This is a genomic window from Trinickia diaoshuihuensis (genome assembly GCF_003390925.1).
Taxonomy (GTDB): Bacteria; Pseudomonadota; Gammaproteobacteria; order Burkholderiales; family Burkholderiaceae; genus Trinickia; species Trinickia diaoshuihuensis.
This window is the reverse complement of record NZ_QUBS01000090.1, coordinates 211,485-232,548: the sequence shown is the minus strand read 5'-3', so window position 1 is coordinate 232,548 and position 21,064 is coordinate 211,485. Positions and strand designations below refer to the sequence as shown.

The 21,064-nt window shown below is 60.6% G+C and carries 24 protein-coding genes; 16 read left to right on the top strand and 8 right to left on the bottom strand.

Translation table 11 applies throughout. The features are described 5' to 3' along the window. Positions 1 to 16: 16 nt before the first annotated feature. From DXT59_RS29340 to DXT59_RS29325, 4 genes are all read left to right on the top strand, one after another. The gene (locus tag DXT59_RS29340; protein ID WP_116141880.1) at positions 17 to 1,675 is read left to right on the top strand and encodes a methyl-accepting chemotaxis protein; all 1,659 of its coding nucleotides are present in this window, start codon (positions 17 to 19) and stop codon (positions 1,673 to 1,675) included. 9 nt (positions 1,676 to 1,684) lie between these two features. Then, the gene (locus DXT59_RS29335) at positions 1,685 to 2,248 is read left to right on the top strand and encodes a chemotaxis protein CheW (protein WP_116141878.1); all 564 of its coding nucleotides are present in this window, start codon (positions 1,685 to 1,687) and stop codon (positions 2,246 to 2,248) included. A 24-nt stretch (positions 2,249 to 2,272) separates the two neighbouring features. Beyond that, complete coding sequence (locus DXT59_RS29330) at positions 2,273 to 3,076, top strand: CheR family methyltransferase (protein ID WP_116141876.1); 804 nt, start codon at positions 2,273 to 2,275, stop codon at positions 3,074 to 3,076. A gap of 67 nt (positions 3,077 to 3,143) precedes the next feature. After that, entirely contained in the window at positions 3,144 to 4,223 is a 1,080-nt protein-coding gene (locus DXT59_RS29325) for a protein-glutamate methylesterase/protein-glutamine glutaminase (protein WP_116141874.1), read from the top strand. A 48-nt stretch (positions 4,224 to 4,271) separates the two neighbouring features. On the opposite strand, the gene DXT59_RS30910 is transcribed toward DXT59_RS29325, so the two are convergent. Next, a complete protein-coding gene (locus DXT59_RS30910; RefSeq protein ID WP_162878302.1) occupies positions 4,272 to 5,123 on the bottom strand; it encodes a hypothetical protein in 852 nt (283 codons plus the stop codon). 335 nt (positions 5,124 to 5,458) lie between these two features. Between DXT59_RS30910 and DXT59_RS29310 the strand changes: the two genes are divergently transcribed. Together DXT59_RS29310 and DXT59_RS29305 are read left to right on the top strand one after the other, a co-directional pair. Then, on the top strand, positions 5,459 to 6,181 hold the full coding sequence (locus DXT59_RS29310; RefSeq protein WP_116142270.1) for a helix-turn-helix transcriptional regulator: 723 nt from the start codon (positions 5,459 to 5,461) through the stop codon (positions 6,179 to 6,181). Positions 6,182 to 6,213: 32 nt separating this feature from the next. Then, positions 6,214 to 6,588: a VOC family protein gene (locus DXT59_RS29305; protein WP_116141868.1), complete on the top strand. Its 375-nt coding sequence runs from the start codon at positions 6,214 to 6,216 to the stop codon at positions 6,586 to 6,588. A 45-nt stretch (positions 6,589 to 6,633) separates the two neighbouring features. On the opposite strand, the gene DXT59_RS29300 is transcribed toward DXT59_RS29305, so the two are convergent. Beyond that, a complete protein-coding gene (locus DXT59_RS29300) occupies positions 6,634 to 7,878 on the bottom strand; it encodes a DUF1479 domain-containing protein (protein WP_116141866.1) in 1,245 nt (414 codons plus the stop codon). A 97-nt stretch (positions 7,879 to 7,975) separates the two neighbouring features. Between DXT59_RS29300 and DXT59_RS29295 the strand changes: the two genes are divergently transcribed. Beyond that, a complete protein-coding gene (locus tag DXT59_RS29295; RefSeq protein WP_116141864.1) occupies positions 7,976 to 8,947 on the top strand; it encodes a helix-turn-helix domain-containing protein in 972 nt (323 codons plus the stop codon). Between the two features lie 51 nt (positions 8,948 to 8,998). Here the strand turns inward: DXT59_RS29295 and DXT59_RS29290 are convergent, their stop codons facing one another. Further along, positions 8,999 to 9,748 (bottom strand): glucose 1-dehydrogenase, encoded by a 750-nt coding sequence (locus DXT59_RS29290; RefSeq protein WP_116141862.1) that lies wholly within the window; start codon positions 9,746 to 9,748, stop codon positions 8,999 to 9,001. Positions 9,749 to 9,830: 82 nt separating this feature from the next. On the opposite strand from DXT59_RS29290, the gene DXT59_RS29285 reads away from it, so the two are divergent. Continuing rightward, complete coding sequence (locus DXT59_RS29285; RefSeq protein ID WP_116141860.1) at positions 9,831 to 10,406, top strand: TetR/AcrR family transcriptional regulator; 576 nt, start codon at positions 9,831 to 9,833, stop codon at positions 10,404 to 10,406. 28 nt (positions 10,407 to 10,434) lie between these two features. Here DXT59_RS29285 and DXT59_RS29280 read toward each other — a convergent pair whose 3' ends face one another. Then, complete coding sequence (locus tag DXT59_RS29280) at positions 10,435 to 10,791, bottom strand: carboxymuconolactone decarboxylase family protein (protein ID WP_116141858.1); 357 nt, start codon at positions 10,789 to 10,791, stop codon at positions 10,435 to 10,437. Between the two features lie 13 nt (positions 10,792 to 10,804). Then, positions 10,805 to 12,241 carry an NAD-dependent succinate-semialdehyde dehydrogenase gene (locus DXT59_RS29275; RefSeq protein WP_116141856.1) on the bottom strand — a complete coding sequence of 479 codons (1,437 nt, stop codon included), beginning with the start codon at positions 12,239 to 12,241 and terminating at the stop codon, positions 10,805 to 10,807. Between the two features lie 279 nt (positions 12,242 to 12,520). Between DXT59_RS29275 and DXT59_RS29270 the strand changes: the two genes are divergently transcribed. After that, positions 12,521 to 13,474 carry a LysR family transcriptional regulator gene (locus DXT59_RS29270; protein ID WP_116141853.1) on the top strand — a complete coding sequence of 318 codons (954 nt, stop codon included), beginning with the start codon at positions 12,521 to 12,523 and terminating at the stop codon, positions 13,472 to 13,474. Here the strand turns inward: DXT59_RS29270 and DXT59_RS29265 are convergent. After that, positions 13,451 to 14,050 (bottom strand): glutathione S-transferase N-terminal domain-containing protein, encoded by a 600-nt coding sequence (locus tag DXT59_RS29265; RefSeq protein ID WP_116141851.1) that lies wholly within the window; start codon positions 14,048 to 14,050, stop codon positions 13,451 to 13,453. The genes DXT59_RS29270 and DXT59_RS29265 overlap by 24 nt on opposite strands. Before the next feature lie 45 nt (positions 14,051 to 14,095). Here DXT59_RS29265 and DXT59_RS29260 point away from each other — a divergent pair, with 45 nt between their 5' ends. The 6 genes from DXT59_RS29260 (at position 14,096) to DXT59_RS29235 (ending at position 18,342) form a co-directional block, all read left to right on the top strand. Then, positions 14,096 to 14,524 carry a winged helix-turn-helix transcriptional regulator gene (locus DXT59_RS29260; RefSeq protein WP_240324733.1) on the top strand — a complete coding sequence of 143 codons (429 nt, stop codon included), beginning with the start codon at positions 14,096 to 14,098 and terminating at the stop codon, positions 14,522 to 14,524. A 237-nt stretch (positions 14,525 to 14,761) separates the two neighbouring features. Next, the gene (locus DXT59_RS29255; protein WP_116141847.1) at positions 14,762 to 15,406 is read left to right on the top strand and encodes a hypothetical protein; all 645 of its coding nucleotides are present in this window, start codon (positions 14,762 to 14,764) and stop codon (positions 15,404 to 15,406) included. A gap of 1 nt (position 15,407) precedes the next feature. Next, positions 15,408 to 16,115, top strand: a complete 708-nt coding sequence (locus tag DXT59_RS29250) for a hypothetical protein (protein ID WP_116141845.1) — start codon at positions 15,408 to 15,410, stop codon at positions 16,113 to 16,115. Between the two features lie 80 nt (positions 16,116 to 16,195). Further along, on the top strand, positions 16,196 to 16,804 hold the full coding sequence (locus tag DXT59_RS29245) for a hypothetical protein (protein ID WP_116141843.1): 609 nt from the start codon (positions 16,196 to 16,198) through the stop codon (positions 16,802 to 16,804). A 145-nt stretch (positions 16,805 to 16,949) separates the two neighbouring features. Further along, positions 16,950 to 17,552: a DUF1326 domain-containing protein gene (locus DXT59_RS29240; protein ID WP_116141841.1), complete on the top strand. Its 603-nt coding sequence runs from the start codon at positions 16,950 to 16,952 to the stop codon at positions 17,550 to 17,552. A gap of 124 nt (positions 17,553 to 17,676) precedes the next feature. Further along, entirely contained in the window at positions 17,677 to 18,342 is a 666-nt protein-coding gene (locus DXT59_RS29235; RefSeq protein WP_116142268.1) for a DUF2182 domain-containing protein, read from the top strand. 66 nt (positions 18,343 to 18,408) lie between these two features. On the opposite strand, the gene DXT59_RS29230 is transcribed toward DXT59_RS29235, so the two are convergent. Continuing rightward, a complete protein-coding gene (locus DXT59_RS29230) occupies positions 18,409 to 19,332 on the bottom strand; it encodes an alpha/beta fold hydrolase (RefSeq protein WP_116141839.1) in 924 nt (307 codons plus the stop codon). Between the two features lie 87 nt (positions 19,333 to 19,419). On the opposite strand from DXT59_RS29230, the gene DXT59_RS29225 reads away from it, so the two are divergent. Continuing rightward, positions 19,420 to 19,806, top strand: a complete 387-nt coding sequence (locus DXT59_RS29225) for a MerR family transcriptional regulator (RefSeq protein WP_116142267.1) — start codon at positions 19,420 to 19,422, stop codon at positions 19,804 to 19,806. A 13-nt stretch (positions 19,807 to 19,819) separates the two neighbouring features. Here the strand turns inward: DXT59_RS29225 and DXT59_RS29220 are convergent, their stop codons facing one another. Beyond that, positions 19,820 to 20,953, bottom strand: a complete 1,134-nt coding sequence (locus DXT59_RS29220; protein WP_116141837.1) for an aromatic ring-hydroxylating oxygenase subunit alpha — start codon at positions 20,951 to 20,953, stop codon at positions 19,820 to 19,822. Between the last annotated feature and the right edge of the window lie 111 nt (positions 20,954 to 21,064).

The window sequence follows — 21,064 nt, the reverse complement described above, 5'->3', positions numbered from 1 at the left end:
TATAAGTGGAGTAATAATGTTTAAGAACATGAGAGTGGCGACGAAGCTGTACGGCTCGTTCTTCATCGTACTGGTTCTGATGGTGGCGCTCGGGGGATATTCGATCTCGCAGCTTTCCGCGGTCAACGGATCCACCGTCGAGATCGCCACGAACTGGATGACAGGCATTCAGAACATTCAGGAGATTCGAGGGCGCGTCAATCACTTGCGGGCGGTTCAGTACCGGATGGCGAGCATGACCGCCGGCGCTAGCCTTGACGATAGCCTGACGCAGATTCAGCAGGACTTCGATGCGGCCGGCAAAGCCGACGACGCTTACTCGAAGACAGTCTCGACGGCGGAAGAACGGCAACTCTACGACGCTTTCAAGACGCGGCGAGACGTGTTCTTTGGCGACATCCAAAAGTCCGTCGATCTGGCCAAGCAAGGCAAGTCGAACGAGATCATGGCCGTGTTGACGGGCGGTCGCCCCAATTACGAGGCGTTGCGCCAGGCATTGGCCAAGGACACGTTGTTCAACGCCGAGGGCGGTCATCGCGCCGAGGCAAACGCCGCGGAGGTCTTTTCGCGTGCGCGCGTCTGGACCATCGGCGTGCTGGTCGGAAGTCTTGCGATCGCGTTGCTGCTGGCTTGGATCATCACGCGCTCGCTGACGCGTCAGCTCGGCGGCGAACCGGCCTACGTCGCCGAAATCGCGGGGCGTGTGTCGGAAGGCGATCTGACCATCAGCGTCGAGGTGAAGGCTAACGATAAGAGCAGCGTGCTGTACGCCATGAAGACGATGGTCGGCAAGCTCTCGCAGGTCGTCACCGACGTGAACGGCGGCGCCGAGGCGCTGGCGGGCGCATCGGAAGAAGTCAGCGCAACCGCGCAGACGCTTTCGCAAGCGTCGAGCGAACAGGCCGCGAGCGTCGAGGAAACGAGTGCCTCGATGGAAGAGATGACGGCCTCGATCGCGCAAAACGCGGAGAATTCGCGGATGACCGATACGATGGCCACGAAGGCAGCGGGCGAAGCGGGTGAGGGCGGCGAAGCCGTCAAGGCGACCGTGACCGCGATGAAGCAAATCGCGCAGAAGATCGGGATCATCGACGACATCGCCTATCAGACCAATTTGCTCGCGTTGAACGCCGCGATCGAAGCGGCGCGTGCCGGCCAGCACGGCAAGGGCTTTGCAGTGGTGGCGGCGGAGGTGCGCAAGCTGGCCGAGCGCAGCCAAATCGCGGCGCAGGAGATCAGCACGGTGGCTAGTTCGAGCGTCGAGCTTGCCGAGCGCGCGGGCATGCTGCTCGATGCGATCGTGCCGAACATCAAGCGGACCTCTGAACTCGTGCAGGAAATCACCGCGGCGTCGGATGAGCAATCGGCCGGCGTGGGCCAAATCAATGCCGCTATCACTCAACTGAGCCAGACGACGCAGCAAAACGCGGCTAGTTCCGAGGAATTGGCGGCAACCGCGGAGGAAATGAGCGGCCAAGCCGAGCAGCTCAAGCAGACGATGACGTTCTTCAAGCTTACCGATGGGGCCTCGGGCGCGATGCGTACCGTGTCGGCCAAGCGCGCGGCGCCGAAACAATCGCTGTCTCGTCCGGTGGGCGTGGCGCCGAAGATGGCGCCCACCTTTGCCGCGGCGATCGTCGACGGTCCCGACGAATCGCATTTCACGCGGTTTTGAGGGGGCGGCATGAGCGATCGAAAAGCGATCCGGGACACAGCGTCTACGGCTACCGATGACGAGGAGGGAATCGATTTCGAACCCACTCAATTCCTGACGTTTATGTTGGCCGGCGAGGTCTACGCGATCGGCATCTTGGCGATCAGGGAGATCATCGAATACAAGAGCGTGACCGAGGTGCCGATGATGCCTGCAACCGTGCGCGGCGTGATCAACCTGCGTGGCGCGGTCGTGCCCGTCGTGGATTTGCTTGCTCGATTCGGGCGGCAGCCGGGCGCCATCACGAAGCGCAGTTGCATCGTGATTGTCGAGGTGCAGAGCGCCGATGCGAGGCAAACGATCGGCGTGGTCGTCGATGCCGTGAACGAGGTATTGGACATTGCCGAGGAGGACATCGAGCCGGCGCCGAGCTTCGGCACGCGGGTGCGCAGCGATTTCGTGCGAGGCATCGGCAAAGTGAAAGAGAAGTTCGTGATTCTGCTTGACGTCGATCAACTGCTGTCGGTTGAAGAAATTTCCACACTGGCTCGCGTCGGCACGGGCGTGACGGAAGTCGTCGCCCAAACCGCTTAGTCGAGCCGCCGCCAGACTCAAACCATGAGCGTGATCTCCGACGCTGAATTCACTGGTTTTCAGCGCTTTATCTACGAGGCGGCCGGCATATCGTTGTCGGCCGCCAAGAAGCAAATGGTATCGGGCCGGCTCGCCAAGCGCCTTTCGGCGCTCGGCTTGCCGGCCTATACCCAGTACCTCGCCTTGCTGAAGAGCGGCAAGTCGCCCGGCGAAGTGCAGACCGCCATCGATTTACTGACGACGAACGAAACGTTCTTTTTCCGAGAGCCGAAGCACTTTGAAATGTTGCATCGTTTAGCCACGTCCGCGAGGGAACGCGGTTCGCCGCTCGCGGTCTGGAGCGCCGCATGTTCGACGGGTGAGGAGCCCTACAGCATCGCAATGGTGCTCGCCGAGTGCATGCCGGATCTGCACTGGAGCGTGTCCGGCTCCGACATCAGCGATCGCGTTTTGCAGCGCGCACGCGTGGCGCATTATCCGCTCGCGCGCGCGCAGCACATTCCGCAGACTTACTTGAAGCGGTTTTGCTTGAAGGGGCGCGGCGAGCAGGAAGGCACGTTGCTGGTCGAACGGTCATTGCGCGGCCATGTGACGTTTCAGCGACTGAACCTGAACGAGGATACTTCGTCGATGGGGCGTTTCGACGTGATTTTCCTGCGCAACGTGCTGATCTACTTCAATCCCGAGACAAAGCGGCGCGTGGTGGAACGCGTGCTTTCGCATTTGAAACCGGGCGGACATTTTTTTATCGGCCACTCCGAAACGCTCAACGAGGTCAACTCGTCGGTTTTGCAGTTGGCCCCATCGATCTATCGCAAGGCGGCCTGATGCGGACCACGGTTCGCCCGGGACGGGCCGGCTCTAGTCGAGGGCGTGCGATTTCCGAGCATCGAACATGAATCCGATAAAAGTGATGGTGGTCGACGATTCGGCCGTCGTGCGGCAGGTCGTTTCCGGTTTGCTTGCGCAGGCGCGGGGCATCGAGGTCATCGCGGCAGTGGCGGATCCGCTGTTGGCCATCGAGCGGCTCAAGAAGCAATGGCCCGACGTCATCGTCCTCGATGTCGAGATGCCGCGCATGGATGGTTTGACGTTCCTGCGCAAGATCATGGCGCAGCGCCCGACGCCGGTCGTTATTTGCTCAACGCTGACCGAAAAAGGCGCGCCGACCACACTCGAGGCGTTGGCGGCCGGCGCGGTGGCGGTCGTGGCAAAACCTAAGCTCGGACTGCGGCAGTTCTTGATCGATGCTTCGGAAGACCTCGTCAGCACGGTTCGCACTGCCGCCGGCGCCAACGTGAAGCGGCTGGCGTCGCGACACCACGCGGAAGGCGTGAAACCGGTCCCGAAGTACTCGGCCGACGCGATCCTCGCTGCCCAGGCGCCGCAGGCCATGACGCATACGACCGAGCGGGTCGTCGCGATCGGTACCTCGACGGGAGGCACGCAGGCGCTCGAGGAGGTGTTGACGGCACTGCCCGAGGTATCGCCCGGGGTGGTCGTGGTTCAACATATGCCGGAGAAGTTCACCGCCGCGTTTGCCGCGCGTCTCGACGGCATTTGCAGGGTGTCGGTGAGAGAGGCGCAGTCCAACGCGCGAGTCGCCCCCGGTCAGGTGCTGATTGCACCGGGCGGTCGTCACATGGCGCTTCGAAGAAGCGGCGCGCACTATTTCGTCGACGTGATCGACGGGCCCCTCGTCAATCGACATCGTCCCTCCGTGGACGTCCTCTTTCGGTCCGTGGCCCACAGCGCGGGCGCGAATGCACTTGGCGTGATCATGACGGGTATGGGCGACGATGGCGCCAATGGAATGCTGGAGATGAGAACCGCGGGCGCCGCCACTGTCGCCCAGAACGAGGAGACTTGCGTCGTCTTCGGCATGCCTAAAGAGGCGATCAAGCGCGGGGGCGTCGAGCGAACGGTGCCGTTGCAGGCGATCGCTCAGGAAGTGATGCGATTTGCCGCCGGATGAGATCGCTGCGCCGATTACCGCCGCGGCGGGCGGAGGTTGCCATACCTCTCAGGGGTGCGCTGACAGGCGTGCGGTGAGGCTTTCCCGTGCGGGGTCGGATATCCAACCTATCCGGCTTAGCAAGCCCGAGGCGGCGGCCGGCGGCCATGGCTGCTGATGGAAGTTCTCGCAGATCCTCGCAAAATCATGCGCACCGAGATAGGGCAGACTGAATAAGTGTTTCGCCAAAGCACCGAGCGCGGCAGATTTCTGAGCGTCCGTGAAGCTATCCATGCGTTCAAGAAACTGCGGGATCTCTTCATGGCCGAATACGTCGTTTGCGCTTGCCGCAACCCGCGCTTCGTCGGCACCCTCAAGGTTTGCCAGGCGAGCTTGGCAATCCTCGCGAAGCGGTGAATTCCAGTCGTTGGTCTGCCTGAACAACTCTGTGAGAGGTTCGAACTTGAAGGTACATTTCTCGGTCGCCGCGGCTAAAAGATCGAAGCGCTGCATACGCTCGTGTTGGGGAACTACGTCGAGCTGGGCGCAAAGAACGGCAAGTGGATCGTGGCGCAAATGCTCCGGAACGGTGCGTTCCAGTTGATTCACGGCGTCGCCTACTCCCTTCAGGCTGCGTACCTGTGGGGGCTGACTGGTCAGCGACAAGGCCACTGCTTCACCATGAAAGATTTCCGCGTACCGGCGGCTCACCAACTGCATTTGATGCGGGTCAAGATTCATTCCTCGTATCAACTCGGTCGGTAAATCGTCGAGCGTGGGCCGTCTTACCGGGCCGGCATCTTTGGCAGTAGCGGTCGGTGCTTTGCGGGCCTCGGGCAGTGGAATTTTGCCGAGCCTCGCTTTTGCCGATTGCGTTGCCGCGATCACGTTGTCTTCCCGTTGTGCATTGACGTTCGTCACGCTGGGCTCCAGCGGAAGAGGGCGGCGTGCGGTCAGATCCTGAAATGCCGCGTTGCGGCTTATACGGGAGGTAGCGTTGGAAGGCGGTTTATTAGGCGCCGGATCGCTTGCCGGCGCTGTGTTTTCCATAGGCGACGACGTATGGAGAGAACTTGGCCGTTGAAGCTTTAACATGGGCAGCCTCGATCATGAGGATAATTGAACGATTGCCCATCTTGCGCCTCGACAGCGGCCGTGTCGGCCGGCAACGCGAAGGTCGGTGCGGCCAGGCGAAGCACTCAACGGCGCGCAGGATATATGCGCTTGATTTCCTCCCCCGATATCAGGATTCACGCATGTCCCGAGCCGAACGCCTCCTTCAGCTCCTGCAAGTGTTACGTCGTTATCGACGTCCCGTCAGCGGCCAGACCCTGGCCGACGAACTCGGCGTGAGCATCCGCACGCTATACCGGGACATCGCCAGCTTGCAGGCACAGGGAGCGATGATCGAGGGAGAGCCAGGCGTCGGCTACGTGATGAAAGCGGGTTTCATGCTGCCACCCATTATGTTCGGCTCGGAGGAACTCGATGCCCTGGTGCTTGGCATGCGCTGGGTGGCCGATCGCTGCGACAAGACGCTATCGTCCGGTGCGCTAAGCGCGCTTTCGAAGATCGCGGCCGTACTGCCCCCTGAATTGCGGCGCGAACTGGATGAGTCTTCGCTGTTGGTCGGCGCGCCGTTGAGGAGACCTGTCAACCTAATCTCGCCGGACCTTTTGCGTGCCGCGGTCCGCGCAGAGCGAAAGCTAGAGATCACTTACGTGGACGGCAACGGTAATCGCTCGCGGCGTGTCGTCTGGCCCTTCGCCTTAGTGTATTTCGATCAGGCGCGAGTGCTGATGTGCTGGTGCGAGCTCCGATCTGATTTCCGAAATTTTCGTTCGGATCGTATCTTGAGCGTCGAGCAGAGGCAGGAGCGCTACCCAAAGCGGCGGTCCACGCTGCTTCGCGAGTGGCGCAAGCTCAATCAGATCGCCAGCCGCACCATACTGCCAGAATATGACAGTATCGATCGTTAGACTGAAGCTCTTTTCTTGAAGAGGAGCTCAGAATGAAATTCGCATCGGTCCGAGTGGTTACCCGGGATATCGAAAGATTGCTTGATTTCTATCAGCGGCTTTCCGGGATCGAAGCCGTACGCCCGGCCGATGGATTTGCCGAAATGCGATTCGAGGGCGCGACGCTAGCGATCTCATCGGAGCACCTGATCGAGCTTTTTAACATCGGCGCAGCGACTGCCGCGGCCAATCGATCGGCGATTTTGGAGTTCGAAGTGGACGACGTCGACGCGGTGTTCGAACGGATGAACGCGTCGGGATCAACCATCGTGATGCCGACGACGTTGATGCCATGGGGCAATCGCTCGCTCCTATTGCGCGACCCGGATGGGAATCTCGTCAACGTATTTTCTCGCCCCGAACGTTGAAAAAGCCCGCCGCCAGCGCGGGCGGCGGCGACCGACCCCTTGCCTCTAAAGCGTCATTCCCATTTGCGCGCGCCCCAAGGGCGTTAGATCGTCCGCGGTCGCGCGACCAACAAAGTCGATTTCGAAGTGATCGGAGGGAAAGTCCGGCGGGCTCTTGCCTTCGAGAAAGCTCGGTAACTGCCGTTTGAGATAGGCGTCGTTTTTCGCACAAGCAGGCAGCGACGCGATATACATGACGTTGCTGTATCCCGTTCCTCGATGCGCATCTTCAACGGCGTGAATGACGTCGCTATGCCAGAAGACAGTGTCACCGGCCTGCATCTGCGGAATAGACGACAGCGCGCGAAACAGCGGTGCGTGGTACTGCTCCTTGATGGACAGTGCGCGCCCGGGCATCGCGCCGCACAAGTCGTCGTCTGCCACGTCGTCTTGCAGGGCCCGCAGGAGGATGTAGACCATCGAGTTTGCAATAGGCACGAGCTGCAGAGTCCCGTCGCCGGGCCCTTGCGGCGTGAGTGCGGTCCAGCCCTGGAAGGTTCGGAACATGGAGCAAACCGCGGGCGACGCAATCTCCTCGACCTCCGTGCGCCACGCCGCATCGAAAGGATCATAGGCGCGCCAGTTTCCGGAGAAGACGTGTCGATAGACCTTGCGGAAATTCGCCTCGATCCATCGCTCGACGGAGCCGCCGTCGCAGTGAGCCGAAAGACCAAGCGACTCCGAGCCGGGCGGACGTCGGCGAAGCCGGTCGGCGTACACGGGGACGTGGTCGGGATCAAAGTGAACGCGCCCTTCGCTCTCTGCCTTCCACAGCCGATTCAGAAACACGCGTGCTTGCGTCAACTCGGCGGACTGCCGCGCCGTGACTTGGGGCTTCGACCAGTAAACGCCATAAATCTGAGGTTTGCTCGATGCCAGTTGACCGAAATATTTATCCTCGGCACGGTTCTGCAACTTCGCATCGAGGTGATTGCGTTCGACGTACTCGGCAATATCGCGGTCCCACTTCTCGACTAGAGACCGGTCGAAGACATTGCGAATGACGCATGCCCCCCTCGCTTTGACGGTAGCGATCTCTTCGGCTGTTACCCGCTCCTCGACGATGTCGCTGAAGCGTATTTCGGGGATGATGGGAATTCCCCGTTCACGCAGATCCGCAATGCGATCCGCTTCTGCCAGCATGGCGTTTTCGACGTCTTTGAAGACTGCCTTGTAGTTGGGCAGCAGTTCGCGAAGTTCACGCTTCGCCTGCCTGATGGTGGCCGGCAGGTCATCAATTTGAAGGGCCATGTTTGTCTCCGTATCGTAGGTTTTCGGTACGGATAGCGTACGACGCGCAGGGTCGCCGCGGTGATACTATCGAGTCAAACTTTTTGCGGTTTCGGCCATGAAAGCAGCCTATGAGCACGTCGAATTCGGCGGCAGTTGTTCGGTCCGGATCTACAACCGGCGGCTAGCGCGCATTCCGTTCGAATGGCATCACCACCCGGAGTACGAGCTGACCCTCACGATGAACAGTCAGGGCAAGCGCTACATCGGAGATTCGGTAGCGCTGTACGGCGACAATGACCTGGTGTTGGTTCCGCCCGACATGCCTCATACGTGGTCATCGAACCGTTCGATCGACGTATCGGAACCTCAGATCGCAATCGTCGTATGGTTCGATGGGTCATGGGCCCGGCGGCTTGCCGACCTTTGCCCCGAATATGGAGAACTGCGCAGCCTATTGCGGCGTGCCGCATGCGGATTAGCCTTCGAAAATGGCGCGGGCGCAGCCATGCGGGGGCACCTCGACAGACTACTTTCAGCCAATGCCCGAGAAAGACTCAGTACTGTGCTCGAGATTCTTGTCTGGCTGTCCGATTTGCCGGCGCAGTCCTTGGCGTCCCCCGCCGCCTTCGATGCGCGCATCGGTCAGGCGTCCGGGTATGAGTCGGAGCAACTCAATCGCGTGCTCGCGTTGATCGACACGCAGTTCGCGCATCCGCTTAGGCTCGCCACGCTCGCAAAAGCGGCCGGTCTTTCGGAGCGGACGCTGACGAGGCATTTCACGCAGCATCTTGGGGTAAGCGTCGGACAATACATTACCCGCGTGCGGATCGGTTACGCATGCCGGATGCTTACGAACACGGAGATGCCGATATCGGTGGTTGCTTCGCGCTCGGGGTTCCCGAACTTGGCAAATTTCAACCGGCAATTCAAGGAAACGAAAGCGATGACGCCGGTGGCGTATCGGCGACAATTTGCCGGCTCGGCACCCGATTCGTCTCCGTCGCTCACGGAACGCTCGCCTTCGCTCGAAGCAAAGACACGAAAGCACTCCAACGCCGGCCGCCGCCGAACGCGGGCGCCGGCCTGACTGGTCCGCGGAATTCATATGGACCGCGTTGAGAGTTGAACACTGAGCCGCTTAAACGGCAATCGAACCGCCGTCCACATAGAGTTCGGCGCCGGCGATATAACTGCTTTCGCTCGAAGCGAGGAAGAGCACGGCGCGCGCGATTTCATCCGGTTGCCCCAGTCGCCCCAGCGGCACGGCTTGCTTGAACATTTCTTCGACTCCGGGCCGCGTATCGAGGTAGCCGCGCATCAGCGCTGTCTCCGTTCCGCCCGGCGAGACGACGTTGACGCGAATGCCTCGCTCTTTGAGGTCGGTCGTCCAGCTTCGCGCAAACGATCGCACGGCCGCCTTGCTTGCGTTGTAGAGCGACTGCCCAGGGAAGCCTTTGCTGCCGGCCACCGAGCCGTTCAGCACGATTGCGCTACCTGCCGAAAGCAGGGGCAAGGCTTTCTGCACCGTGAAAAGCATGCCTCGCACGTTGACGCCGAAAAGACGGTCGAAACCTTCCTCGGTGATCGCGCCAAGCGGTCGCGACTCGACGTCGGCAATACCAGCATTGGCGAACACCACATCGAGCCTGCCGTGGTCGCGCTGGATGCGCTCATAGAGTCGGTCGAGATCGGCGAGGTTACTTGCGTCCCCCTGAACGCCGACGGCGCCGTTGCCGATTTCTCTCACCGCCTCATTTAGACGACCTTCCCGACGGCCCGTGATGTAAACCGTTGCACCCTCGTTCGCGAAAAGCTTGGCGCTCGCCAAGCCGATGCCCTCGCTGCCACCGGTGATCGCCACAATCTTGTTTTCGAATCGCTTCGTCATACGCGCCTCTCGATTAAGTGGAGTGTTGCTCCACTTAGTATATGGAGGCATCATCCGCTTATCAAGAAGAATCATCGGAAGTATGAAAAGCAAGCATTCGACGGCCGACGAAGCGCCGCTGCGAGCCGACGCAGCCCTCAACCGGCAACGTATTCTCGAAGCGGCGGAAGCGCTGTTTCTCGAACGGGGCGCCGAGGTCTCGCTCGACGATATCGCCAAGCGCGCCAACGTCGGCATCGGCACGCTCTATCGCCGCTTTCCCACACGCGATGCGCTGCTCGCTGCGACGAGTGACGAGCGCCTTCTGTCACTCGTCGCAGCGAGCCGCGCGCGCGACGGCAAAATGGAGCCGGTCGCGTCGATACGCGCCTTCGTCAAGGAGCTCGTGAACCATGCTACCCACTGTCGCGGGTTGGCCGCGATGCTGGGAACGGTACTTCAGGAGGGCACCGCGGGTTGCCGGGCAGGGCGAGAAGAGGGGCACCGGTTATTGCAGCGGGCCCAGGTGGCAGGCGCGGTCCGCTCGGACGTCTCGATCGACGATCTCATCTGCGTCGTCACGGCGATTGCGCTTGCCGTGGAGCAAGGCGGCGCAACGAAGTCACGCGTCACCCACTTGGTGGACCTCTTCCTCGACGGCATAGGAACGACTCGATGAGGCGCTTCGGACGCGGTGTCCGGCAGCGTCAGTCTGACGATTTGGCGTCGTCTCCGAGTTGCGCCGGTGCACCCAGCGTCGCCTGAGCCGCGGCGGATGCGGAGATAGCCGCCGGAAATCCCGCATAGAAAGCTAAATGTGTAATCGCCGCTGAGAGCTCTTCCCGCGTGACACCGTTCGCCACTGCGCGGCGCAGGTGTGCCGGCAACTCGTCGAGGTGGCCGCCGGTTATCAAAGCGGCTACGGTGACGAGGCTGCGGTCGCGCGGCGAGAGCGCGGCGTCGTTCCAGAAGCGTGGATAGAGCGTATCGTCGATGAATCCGGAGAGCTTCGGCGTAAAGGCTCGGGCGGCTTCGCGAGGGCTGCTGAAATCGGTCTGGGACATGGCAAGGTTCCTCTCAAGCTTGGCTGATGAATTTGTGCGTCAGATAGTATTCGATACCCTCGACTCCCCCTTCGGAGCCATGGCCGCTTTCTTTCATGCCGCCGAACGGGAGTTCGGTTGCGACGATGCGGTACTGGTTGATCCCGATCATGCCGGCTTCTAGTCCATCGGCGACGTCGATGGCAGTGCGCGCGTCGTTTGTGAACGCGTAGGCGGAAAGGCCGTACGGCAGCCGGTTTGCTTCGGCAAGTCCGTCCGCGAGCGCGTCGAAGCGCATCAGAATGGCGATTGGACCGAACGGCTCCTCATGCATCACGCGGGCGTCCATCGGAACGTCGGCAAGCACTGTGGGTTCGAAAAAGTATCCGTCGCCCTCGATGCGCTTGCCCCCGGCAAGGAGCCGAGCGCCGCGCGCCACGGCATCGGCGATGAGCGCTTCCATCTTCGCGAGTTGGCGCGGATTGGCCAACGGACCGACCTGGGTGCTCGGATCCATGCCGTCGCCGACTTTGAGCGCCTTCGCGGTGCGGACGAAATGTCCGGCGAACGCGTCGTAGACCTCGCGTTGAACGATGAACCGCGTCGAGGAGATGCAGATCTGACCCGTGCCGCGAAAGCGATTTGCCGCCCCTTCGACAGCGGCCTTTTCGACGTCGGCATCGGAGAAGACCAGTACCGGCCCGTGGCCGCCCAGTTCCAACGTAATGGGCTTGACGCCTTCGGCGGCACGCGCCGAGAGAAGACGTCCGATCGGCACCGAGCCCGTGAACGTCACCTTGCGGATGACCGGCGAAGCGATCAAGTGCTTCGATACTGCGTCGGGTATGCCGAATACGACTTGCAGCACGCCCTTCGGCAAGCCCGCGTCGTCGAGTGCGCGTGCCAGCGCGAGCGCTGTGGCGGGGCTTTCCTCGCCGGGTTTGATGATGACGCTGCAGCCCGCGGCGAGTGCGGCGGAGAGCTTGCGTGCCGGGGTAATCGCCGGAAAATTCCATGGAGTGAAGGCGGCAACGGGCCCAATGGCTTGTTTTTTCACAAGCTGTTGCACGCCGGGCCGATTCGACGGCACAACTCGACCGTCTATGCGGCGCGCCTCTTCAGCGAACCATTCGAAGTAGTCGGCGGCGCGTAGGACTTCATCTCGGCTCTCCGCGAGCGGCTTGCCCTCCTCGAGCGTCATAAGCGTTGCAATATGCGCGCTGCGCTCGCGCATGAGTTCCGCGCTTCGCTTGAGGATGCGGGCCCGTTCGGCGGGCACGGTGTTGCGCCAAACGTTGAAAGCGCTTTGCGCGGCCTGTAACGCGTGATCGAGATCGGCGGCCGTCGCGAGCGGTACACGGCCTAGCTCGCGTCCGGTGGCCGGGTTGACCACGGGCGCTGCCGGCCGTTCGTCCGCGCCGACCCATGCGCCGTCGATGAAAAGATGAAGTGCGTCGTACGTCATGTTCATAACTGCGAACTCCTGGAAAATTGGTTCGGACGACAAGGCCGCGACGAGTGCGGTTCGTTGAGCGCTTTACAGCGGAGCCAAGTCTAGGCATGACGCGGGCGGCGATTTAGTCAGGACAGAGAGAATGATTCTTGTCCCTGGAGGGAAAATCCGTGCTCCGGCAAGGGAGAGCCAGGCGGGCTCTCGCGATTTGCAGCGGGCATCTCGCCTATCATGACAATCCGGCGTCAGCCGGGAAGTAGCGGTCTGCCGGCACAGCATGAGAAACGAGGATGCACAATGGACAAGGTTTACAACATGTCGGTTTTTGTGAGGGTGGTCGAGATGGGAAGTTTCACCGCGGTCGCCAATCACCTCGACACCACGGTTGGAAACATCTCGAGAGCGGTGTCGGTACTCGAGGAGAACCTCGACACGCGCCTGCTGCAACGTTCCACACGCAGACTTTCGGTAACCGACGCGGGACGACGCTTTTACGAACGGAGCGTCGCAATCCTGGCCGACATCGACCGCGCCGAAGCCGAAGCGCGCGACGCGCTGCTCGAGCCGCGAGGTACGTTGCGCGTCCATGCGGTGCCAGGGTTAGGGCGGCGGCTCGTTTCGCGCGCCGTACTGGCCTATCGCCGGGCCTATCCCGATGTATCCGTCGATCTTTTCTTGTCACAAAGATTGCCGAGCCTGCTCGAAGAACAACTCGATGTCGCGGTCGTGATTGCGCGCGCGCTTCCGGACTCGGCGTATGTCAGCCAGAAGATCGGCGTGAGTCACTGCATTCTGGCCGCGTCGCCCGGTTACCTTGCGCAGCATCGCGCACCCGAGCGCCCGGAAGATTTGGCCGATCACACCTGCGTGCGCCTCGGCACTGTGGACTACCTGCCTGACGAATGGCAACTCCAGAGCGCGGGCGGTTTAGTCGTCCATCGCCCGGCTGGCCCGTACTTCAGCGTGAACGACATGGATGCGATGTCGACAGCGCTTCGCGACGGCGCGGGCATCGGGTTGCTTGCGGCGTTTTCGGCAATCGACGATTTGCGTAGTGGATCGCTCGTGCGCGTTCTGCCGCAATATCACACTCATCGGCGCAATGTATATGCGGTCAATTCATCGCGGCAGTTCGTCGATGCGAAGATCAAGTGCTTTGTCGATGTTCTCAAACGGGAGGTCGGCGGTGAACTCGATCGCTACGTGGCGGAGCTTGGCATCGAGGACTCAGCGGATATCGTCTGTCGCTAGTCCTTCCTCGATGAGGGCCTGCTGAACCGACGGCCGCTGGTTCATATGTGCCGTATAGGCGATGAAGCGCGGCGGGACCTCGATCTCGTGAGTGGCGGCCCATCGAAGCATGACCAAGAGATACGGATCGGCAATCGTCATCGTCTTCCCGACCAAGAAACGCCTCTCGCCGAGTTGCTCCGCGATGACCGCGAAGTGCTTGACCAGCGACGCGCGGGCCTTGTCCTTCTCCGCATCGGACGCCTTCTTCCAAAACGGCTTAAAATTTCCGTGGATCTCGGTGACCATGAATGAGAGCGCCTCTAGCGCCTGCCAGCGCTCAGGCCCGTCTGACGCCAGCAGCGTGGCGGATCGATCCGCGACGTAGACGAGGATAGCGAGCGATTCGCTCAACGTCGTGCCATCGTCGAATTCGAGCGCGGGCACATAGCCTTTCGGATTAATTTTCAGGAAATCTCGCCCGTCGCCGGTTCGCTTTTCCCTGGTGATCGTCACGAGTCGATAAGGGATATTCGCTTCCACGAGCGCTATGTGAACGGCGAGACTGCATGCGCCGGGATGGTAAAAGAGGTTCATGGGGTGCTCGAATGTTTTTAAACAGGTTGTTGCTCGGCAACCAGTATGAAACTTTCGGTTCCGCGCCGAAAACGCATATCTTTGAGACCAAGTCATATGGATGTGACTACCCCGCCCGGTGATGTTCGCGACTGTCGAGGCGTCAGCGAGATACTGAGTCAAGTCGGCGACAAATGGACGATGCAGGTTGTCGTCGCGCTTCGCGACCAGCCGCGTCGCTTCAACGACATCAAGCGTAACGTCGGCGGTATTTCGCAGCAGATGCTCACTCGCACGCTCAAAGCGCTCGAACGCGACGGTATGGTGGATCGCACGGTGCTCTCCACCACCCCGCCGCAGGTGGAGTACGCGCTGACCGCACTTGGAAAGTCGTTAAGCGAACCGGTGCGCCAACTCGCGGAATGGGCGCGCAAGCATCGCGCGGCTATTCAGGACAATCGTGTGCGCTACGATTCGGGCCGGGTCGATCTGTAAGCGGTTTCGGCAAGCACCGGTGTGTTTGCGAACTGGGCGATTCGCGTAGACGGTGGATCGTTAGGATAGCCGAACTCAACCTCAACAGGGCTTCCCAGGGGCAGTGTTTCGCCGCAACGCCGCCGTAGGCCGTGATGAGGACGCGAGTCCGAACGTCGTGGTGAGTTGACAGAATGGCAAAACGCCTAAACAATGCGTCCATTGTCCATGGACTGTGGACGCATCCTCGAGCCTTGAATGAAAAGTCAAGACATAGTGCTTCTGCTAAAGCTCTCGACGCTGGAGCGGCAAGCCCATGTCTCGGTCAGCGAGATGTCAAGCGAGCCGGACCACCTCAACTCAGCGGTTTCAGATACGAACGAAGCGCTCGAAGACGAAGCTGGCAACCCAGGTTCGCTTAGACCGAAGCTCGAAGTCGATCCCTATAGTGTGAGGGGTCTGTCGAGTGCTATCGGCATCAGCAAATCGGAAGTGAGTAACGCATTGATACGTTGCTACGCCAACGGTCTCGCAAAACCAAGCCGGCGCGGTGGAACCCCGGTTGTCAATCGCAGAGGACTCGAGGAATTTCTTTCATACGGCATAAGGTTCGTATTCCCCGTGCAAACTTCCGGTCTAGCACTAGGCATACCGACTGGACTCACCGCCCCCATTTTTGACGGTATTCTTCGCGGCGGTGGCGAGCATCCGCCGGTGTGGCCCGACCCGCATGGCGATACTCTCGGGCTCGCGGTGGAACCGCTATACAAAACTGTCACCACTGCAATCCGCGGCGACAAAGCGCTCTATAAACTGCTTGCCGTAGTCGATTCAATTCGCCTAGGCCAGCCCCGCGAACGCAAGCTGGCCATTACGCAGCTACATGAACTCCTGAATTACTGAAATGCCTACCGTCGACGATCACATCACTATGATTCGAGCTGTCGCGAAAGCAATCGGACCGGAAATCTGTCAGCAGGTTGCATTCGTCGGCGGCTGCACGACGGCCCTTTTGCTAACCGATCTCTACACAAGGCAACAAGTCAGGCATACCGATGACGTTGACCTCATTGTGCATGTATTAAGCTATCCACACTGGGAAAAGCTGAAAGAGCAACTGCGCGAAAAAGGCTTTCGCGAACAACTGGACAACGACGCGCCGATCTGCTCAATGTTTTTGAACAGTCTGCGGGTCGATTTCATGCCCGACGATGCAGAAATTCTGAAGTTCGGAAACGCTTGGTACCGCGACGCGCTTGAAAGCGCCGAACCCCGTGATATTGGCGAAGGCGTGACGGTGAAGATTGTCCGCCCGGCACATTTCGTCGCCACGAAGATCGCGGCCTATCTCTCACGCGGAAACGACGATCCCTTGGACAGCCACGACGTTGAGGATATCTTGACTTTGCTCGATGGCCGTTCGGAAATAGCGGACGAAATACTTCATGCCGAATCCATAATGCGCAAGTACATTAGTTCGCAGCTCAAGATACTGCAGGAGCACCGAGACTTCGATTATGCAATTGCGGCGGCGAGCAACGGAGACGCAGCCCGGGAAAAAATGATCGGTGAGCGCGTCGACCTCATCGTCTCGTTCGCAACACTTGAATGAACAGCGAAAGTCCTGCCACTTGGCGGTGGTCCAGTAGGCAAGGGACGACTTGTTCCGAAAATCGAGACGCGTGTGGCGTCTTGGAATCCACGGCGTACAGCTTCTCCGTGGTCATGGATGCGTCGCCTTGCGGCGACCGCGGGATTCAATTCAACGCCTGCTGGATCACAACGGTCCTCGATCGGATGAGCCACGAACTGCCCTCCGTAGAAGCTGTGCTTTCCGCAATGCATGAGGGGCAAAAGCATCTGCGTAGCGAGCGATTCTTCGCGGAGAAGGCGTCCTATGCTGCCTTCTTGCTCCCGCGCGGAGCGAACAACGCCTATGTCTTTTGCTGCGGTGATTGCACGCTGGGTGTGCAATCACCGGACGGCAAGATCGACTGGCTGACCCGAACTCACACGTTCGCCAATGCACTCGAAGATCTGGGTATTAACGTAGATGCCTCGAAACGGCATATCGTTACGCGTACGTTGAATGCGAAACGGTTTCAGACGCCGGAGGTCCATGTCGTACCCGCCAATGATCCGCGATTGTGGGTGCTGGCGACGGACGGTTATCGCTACCCGGAATCAGACGATAGTGGAAATCCAAAGGACGATTGTAGTGCCCTGATCATTGGAAGCGGTCTAGAGGCGAAGCCTGCGGTGACGTATACGAATTTGTTTGTTAGGACATTACCACCATAGCGTGGTGTGGTCGGCCAGGCGCCTCTGGCCGGGCAAACTCGGAAAGGACACTCGCCCCACCGCCGAACTCATTTCGACCTAGACTTGAATAACGATTCGCCGGCCGCGAACCGCTCGCACGTATCGCTACGATGGAGGTAACGCCATGGCCGAAAACTGGAGCGTGAACGGAACATATTTCGAAAGCTGCAACTGTTTTGCCCCGTGTAGCTGTGTTTGTCTCGGGCCCCCGTCGGATGGCGACTGCGCCGTCTTGATCGGCTGGCACGTCGATCACGGCGCCTTCGCCGACGTGATGCTCGACGGACTCAACGTTGCACTATTCGCGTATTCGCCGGGCCACATGCTGGAAAACAAGTGGCGCGTGGCGTTGTATCTCGACGAGCGCGGCACGCCCCCGCAACAGGCGGCCTTAGGTAAGATATTTTCCGGTCAGGCGGGTGGGCCGCTAGCCGCCCTGGGCCCGATGATCGGCGAAGTCATGGGCGTCAAGCCGGTCGCGATCGACTATCGGCTCGAGGGCAAGCGGCGCAGCCTTCGCATTCCCGAAGTCGCCGACGTCGAAATCGAAGCGATGACGGGTCAAGATGGCGGCGACGTCACGTTGAGCAATCATCCGCTGACTCCCGTGCCGGGATTCACCGCGGTGATCGGGAAGTCGAAGCGGTTCGGTTTCACCGATTACGGTTTCTCCAGAGAAATCTCCGATCGAAACGGGTTCTATTCGCCGTTTGCTTATCGTGGCTGAGTTGCCTCTTCGCGGCGGAGCCGCTATCGGGCGGCTGCCGGTTCGGGTCCGGGTCATCGTGCTTTCCGGGATTGCGGCTTGCGCAGCGCTCGGATGGAGCTATCTTGCGTATATGAGTTGGGGCATGGCGCATATGGACACCGCAAGCGTGGCCATCATGCCGAGCATGACGGCGTGGAGCGTCATCGATTTGTCGCTCGTGCTCGCCATGTGGACCGTCATGATGGCGGCCATGATGCTACCGTCGAGCGTTCCGATGGTGCTGAGTTTCGCGTCGTTGACTCGTCAGCGACGCGTCCAACGCCTCCCCTACGCGAAAACGAGCGTGTTCGTTCTCGGCTATCTAACGGTCTGGGCAGGCTTCAGCTTGATGGCGACCCTCGCTCAATGGGGGCTGCTCGAAGGGCGCCTCGTTACACCGATGATGGTTAGCGCAACCCCGAAGCTCGCAAGCGCATGCTTGATCATAGCCGGTGTCTACCAACTTACACCGCTCAAACGCCGGTGTCTCGCCAAGTGCGCGTCACCGCTCGGCTTCCTCTTGAATGAGTGGCGCGACGGCCCGTTCGGCGCCTGGACCATGGGGTGGCGCCACGGCGCGTATTGCGTCGGCTGCTGCGGCGTTCTGATGGCATTGTTGTTCGTGTTCGGTGTGATGAACGTGCTCTGGGTCGCCGTGCTGTCGGCATACGTCCTGCTGGAAAAGCTGCTGCCGCGAGTGCGATGGCTCCCGTTTCTTGCGGGAGCGGCCCTGCTCGTTTGGGGGCTCGCGGTTGCAATCGTTTCGTGACTGGCGCAACGGCGGGGGACCCTGTAACACGATCCGCACGCCTTGCGCACTCTATCTGCCGCCGCGTTACTGACCCACCGTTTCATGCGTTTGCACTGAATCAACGAACCGCGCCAGATCGCGATTAAACCGGCTGGCTTCCTCGATAAACGGCGCGTGCCCCGAGTTTGCATACACGGTGCTGACGATGTGCGGATTCAGTGCGTTCGCCCGGGCGAGCGTGCCGCGTGTGTCGACCAATGCGTCGTGCGCACCGTAGATAAACAGCAACGGCACGCGCGCATTGCCGAGCCCTCGCTCAGCGAAATCGGTCATCGTCGGAATCTCTTTTTGCATGTCCCACGAAGCCATCGCGGCATTGGCGAGCAGCCGGTCGAACGCTTGGGCATGGGGGCGGCGATGAAAGCACAAGCCGACGAAAACCCGCTCGCCGTCCAGATGCGTCTTCAGATCCGGTGAATTCATGTCTCGATAGACATCGGGATGGTCGACGATTTGATCCGGCGCGAGATCGACGACGCCATCGACATAGACGGCCCCCGCGATGGCGCCATCGCCATACTTGGCAAGATAGTTCGATATCACGACGCCACCGAGCGACCAGCCGACTACGACGGGCTTGGGCACATGGGCGCCTTCTATGACCGCCGCGAGATCGTCCGCCCATCGGTTGCCGTCATGATAGGGTTCGGCGCCTGCCGGTTTATCGGATAAACCGTGACCGCGCAAATCGTAGCTGATGATCCGATATTGACGCAGATCGGCGCTATGCGCCTGCCCATCCCAGTCCAGGCGACTGCCGAGCAGACCGTGGACGAAGATGATGGGAGGGCCGTTCGGGTTGCCGCTTTCTTGAACGGCCAATTTAACGCCGTCGGTCGAGGTGACCGTGTAGCTTACGGGCGCCGCGAGCGCGTTAGATGCGGCCGCGAGCAAGGTCGCCATCGCGCACCCTGCAATCAGAAAACTGGAGAACAATCGCAATCTCATTGTCGTTTCCTAAAGAGCTATCGAAGCGTCTAGTCTCAACCCTCACACTGATGTCAGAGTCAAGCGACTTGCGCTATGCTGCTCTCCATGAAAACGACGCCTTCACAGAAACTGCTGACGATCGGCGCACTCTCGCGGCTTACCGGTGCGAGCGTCCGATCGATCCGCCACTACGATGAAAACGGGTTGCTGGCCTCCGTACGGGCGAGCAATGGCTACCGGATGTTCCCGGAGCGCGCGGCGACCCAGGTCAAACAGATTCAGCGCATGATTGCGACCGGCTTCACCATCGAGGACATCCGCGGGTTTCCGGACTGCATGCTGTTGATCGAGGGCGCCCGCTCGTGCGATCAGATCACGCAAGTGCAGCGGGAACGGCTCGAAGCCATCGACCGGCAGATCGCCGATCTCGAGAAGCGGCGCGCCCGGCTCATCAAGACGCTGCGGGAGGGGGCGGTGCCGCCGATCGACTGAGCGCAAGCGCCGGCTACGACGCCGCTGCCCGTTCTTGCGCGACCGCGCCGGGCACTTCGTGGATGGGGATCACGGTTCGACCGCCGCATTGCCGCAACACGTCGCGTAATTCGTTGATCACCGGGAATACCTCGTGATTCCAGTCTGCGCCTTGCCGATCGTGAGCCTCTTGTTCGCGTTCGACGATCCAGCGGTCTTCCTTGAAGATGCGTTCGGTGAACCAGACCAGCAGCGGCCAAGCGAGGTCCAGCGCAAATGGGATACTAGGCTTGCGAATCGAGAGCAGGCCAAACGTGCGGTTCGTGCGTTGCTCCGCATCCAGCGGCACGTAGACGATCCAAAGGTCCATCACTAAAGTCCCGCTGCCCGAGCGAATGCGCAGCGTTTGGTACGGATAGCCGGTGCGCACGGTCATCACGTCCTTGTCGTTTTTATCTCCCTCCTTCTTGGCGGCGCCGAATACGAGCGCCTCGCCGACCGGCTGCTTGCCTTCCATCCGCGCGAAGGTGTAATCCACTTCAACCCAATCGTCGCCGCGCCGGCGGCCCAGCGAGCGCGCACGCATCTGCCCCATCTGCCGCCGGTGCAAGAACTGATGGTTCATGTCCATCAAGTTCTCGTGCATGAACGAATAGTGGCATTTGACTTCGCGGCCGAAGCGGCGCGTCTTGTACGCCTTGTCCTCTACCGAGGGCAGGGCGGGCAAGGGGCGCTCTTGCGCAAGCGCCGGATCGCCGGGAAAGACGAAGATGAGCCCATACATCTCGCGGCACGGGTACGCGCGTACTCCGTTCGGCAGCCGTTCGCGCCCCAAATACGGGACATCCACGCATTTGCCCGTACAGTCGTAAGTCCAGCCGTGATAGCCGCAGCGGATCGACTCGCCGTCCACCACGCCCGCATGCAGCGGCACTTGCCTGTGCGCGCAACGATCTTCGAGCGCGAACAGCTTCCCTGACTGGGTGCGTACTAGGACGATGGGGTCGCCCGCGAAGCGCACGCCGAGCGTTTTTCCGCGCTTCAGTTCGCTCGACCACGCGAGCGGATACCAGTGATCGGGATGGATCGGCACGCGGCGCAGATCGCGCACGGGCGCGGCTGCGAGCGGGTCGATGGCACTGCTGCATTGCAGCGGCATTGCATGCATACGTGACGCCTCCTTCCATATCGGGAACTGCGGCCGTCGCCGTAAGTGAACGCGTCAGCGAACGGGAACGGGTGCAGTTTACGCGAAACCGCAACCTTACTCGATATAGCG

What these genes read in the sequence shown, in the direction of transcription:
- DXT59_RS29265 (WP_116141851.1), bottom strand. Translation starts at nt 14,050, where the DNA reads ATGAACCTCTTTTACCATCCCGGCGCATGCAGTCTCGCCGTTCACATA.
- DXT59_RS29225 (WP_116142267.1), top strand. Translation starts at nt 19,420, where the DNA reads ATGAAAACGACGCCTTCACAGAAACTGCTGACGATCGGCGCACTCTCG.
- DXT59_RS29275 (WP_116141856.1), bottom strand. Translation starts at nt 12,241, where the DNA reads ATGAACATGACGTACGACGCACTTCATCTTTTCATCGACGGCGCATGG.
- DXT59_RS29235 (WP_116142268.1), top strand. Translation starts at nt 17,677, where the DNA reads ATGGCGCATATGGACACCGCAAGCGTGGCCATCATGCCGAGCATGACG.
- DXT59_RS29325 (WP_116141874.1), top strand. Translation starts at nt 3,144, where the DNA reads ATGAATCCGATAAAAGTGATGGTGGTCGACGATTCGGCCGTCGTGCGG.
- DXT59_RS29290 (WP_116141862.1), bottom strand. Translation starts at nt 9,748, where the DNA reads ATGACGAAGCGATTCGAAAACAAGATTGTGGCGATCACCGGTGGCAGC.
- DXT59_RS29250 (WP_116141845.1), top strand. Translation starts at nt 15,408, where the DNA reads ATGCCTACCGTCGACGATCACATCACTATGATTCGAGCTGTCGCGAAA.
- DXT59_RS29295 (WP_116141864.1), top strand. Translation starts at nt 7,976, where the DNA reads ATGAAAGCAGCCTATGAGCACGTCGAATTCGGCGGCAGTTGTTCGGTC.
- DXT59_RS29240 (WP_116141841.1), top strand. Translation starts at nt 16,950, where the DNA reads ATGGCCGAAAACTGGAGCGTGAACGGAACATATTTCGAAAGCTGCAAC.
- DXT59_RS29340 (WP_116141880.1), top strand. Translation starts at nt 17, where the DNA reads ATGTTTAAGAACATGAGAGTGGCGACGAAGCTGTACGGCTCGTTCTTC.
- DXT59_RS29280 (WP_116141858.1), bottom strand. Translation starts at nt 10,791, where the DNA reads ATGTCCCAGACCGATTTCAGCAGCCCTCGCGAAGCCGCCCGAGCCTTT.
- DXT59_RS29255 (WP_116141847.1), top strand. Translation starts at nt 14,762, where the DNA reads ATGAAAAGTCAAGACATAGTGCTTCTGCTAAAGCTCTCGACGCTGGAG.
- DXT59_RS29300 (WP_116141866.1), bottom strand. Translation starts at nt 7,878, where the DNA reads ATGGCCCTTCAAATTGATGACCTGCCGGCCACCATCAGGCAGGCGAAG.
- DXT59_RS29305 (WP_116141868.1), top strand. Translation starts at nt 6,214, where the DNA reads ATGAAATTCGCATCGGTCCGAGTGGTTACCCGGGATATCGAAAGATTG.
- DXT59_RS29220 (WP_116141837.1), bottom strand. Translation starts at nt 20,953, where the DNA reads ATGCATGCAATGCCGCTGCAATGCAGCAGTGCCATCGACCCGCTCGCA.
- DXT59_RS29330 (WP_116141876.1), top strand. Translation starts at nt 2,273, where the DNA reads ATGAGCGTGATCTCCGACGCTGAATTCACTGGTTTTCAGCGCTTTATC.
- DXT59_RS29260 (WP_240324733.1), top strand. Translation starts at nt 14,096, where the DNA reads ATGAAACTTTCGGTTCCGCGCCGAAAACGCATATCTTTGAGACCAAGT.
- DXT59_RS29285 (WP_116141860.1), top strand. Translation starts at nt 9,831, where the DNA reads ATGAAAAGCAAGCATTCGACGGCCGACGAAGCGCCGCTGCGAGCCGAC.
- DXT59_RS29270 (WP_116141853.1), top strand. Translation starts at nt 12,521, where the DNA reads ATGGACAAGGTTTACAACATGTCGGTTTTTGTGAGGGTGGTCGAGATG.
- DXT59_RS29335 (WP_116141878.1), top strand. Translation starts at nt 1,685, where the DNA reads ATGAGCGATCGAAAAGCGATCCGGGACACAGCGTCTACGGCTACCGAT.
- DXT59_RS29310 (WP_116142270.1), top strand. Translation starts at nt 5,459, where the DNA reads ATGTCCCGAGCCGAACGCCTCCTTCAGCTCCTGCAAGTGTTACGTCGT.
- DXT59_RS29230 (WP_116141839.1), bottom strand. Translation starts at nt 19,332, where the DNA reads ATGAGATTGCGATTGTTCTCCAGTTTTCTGATTGCAGGGTGCGCGATG.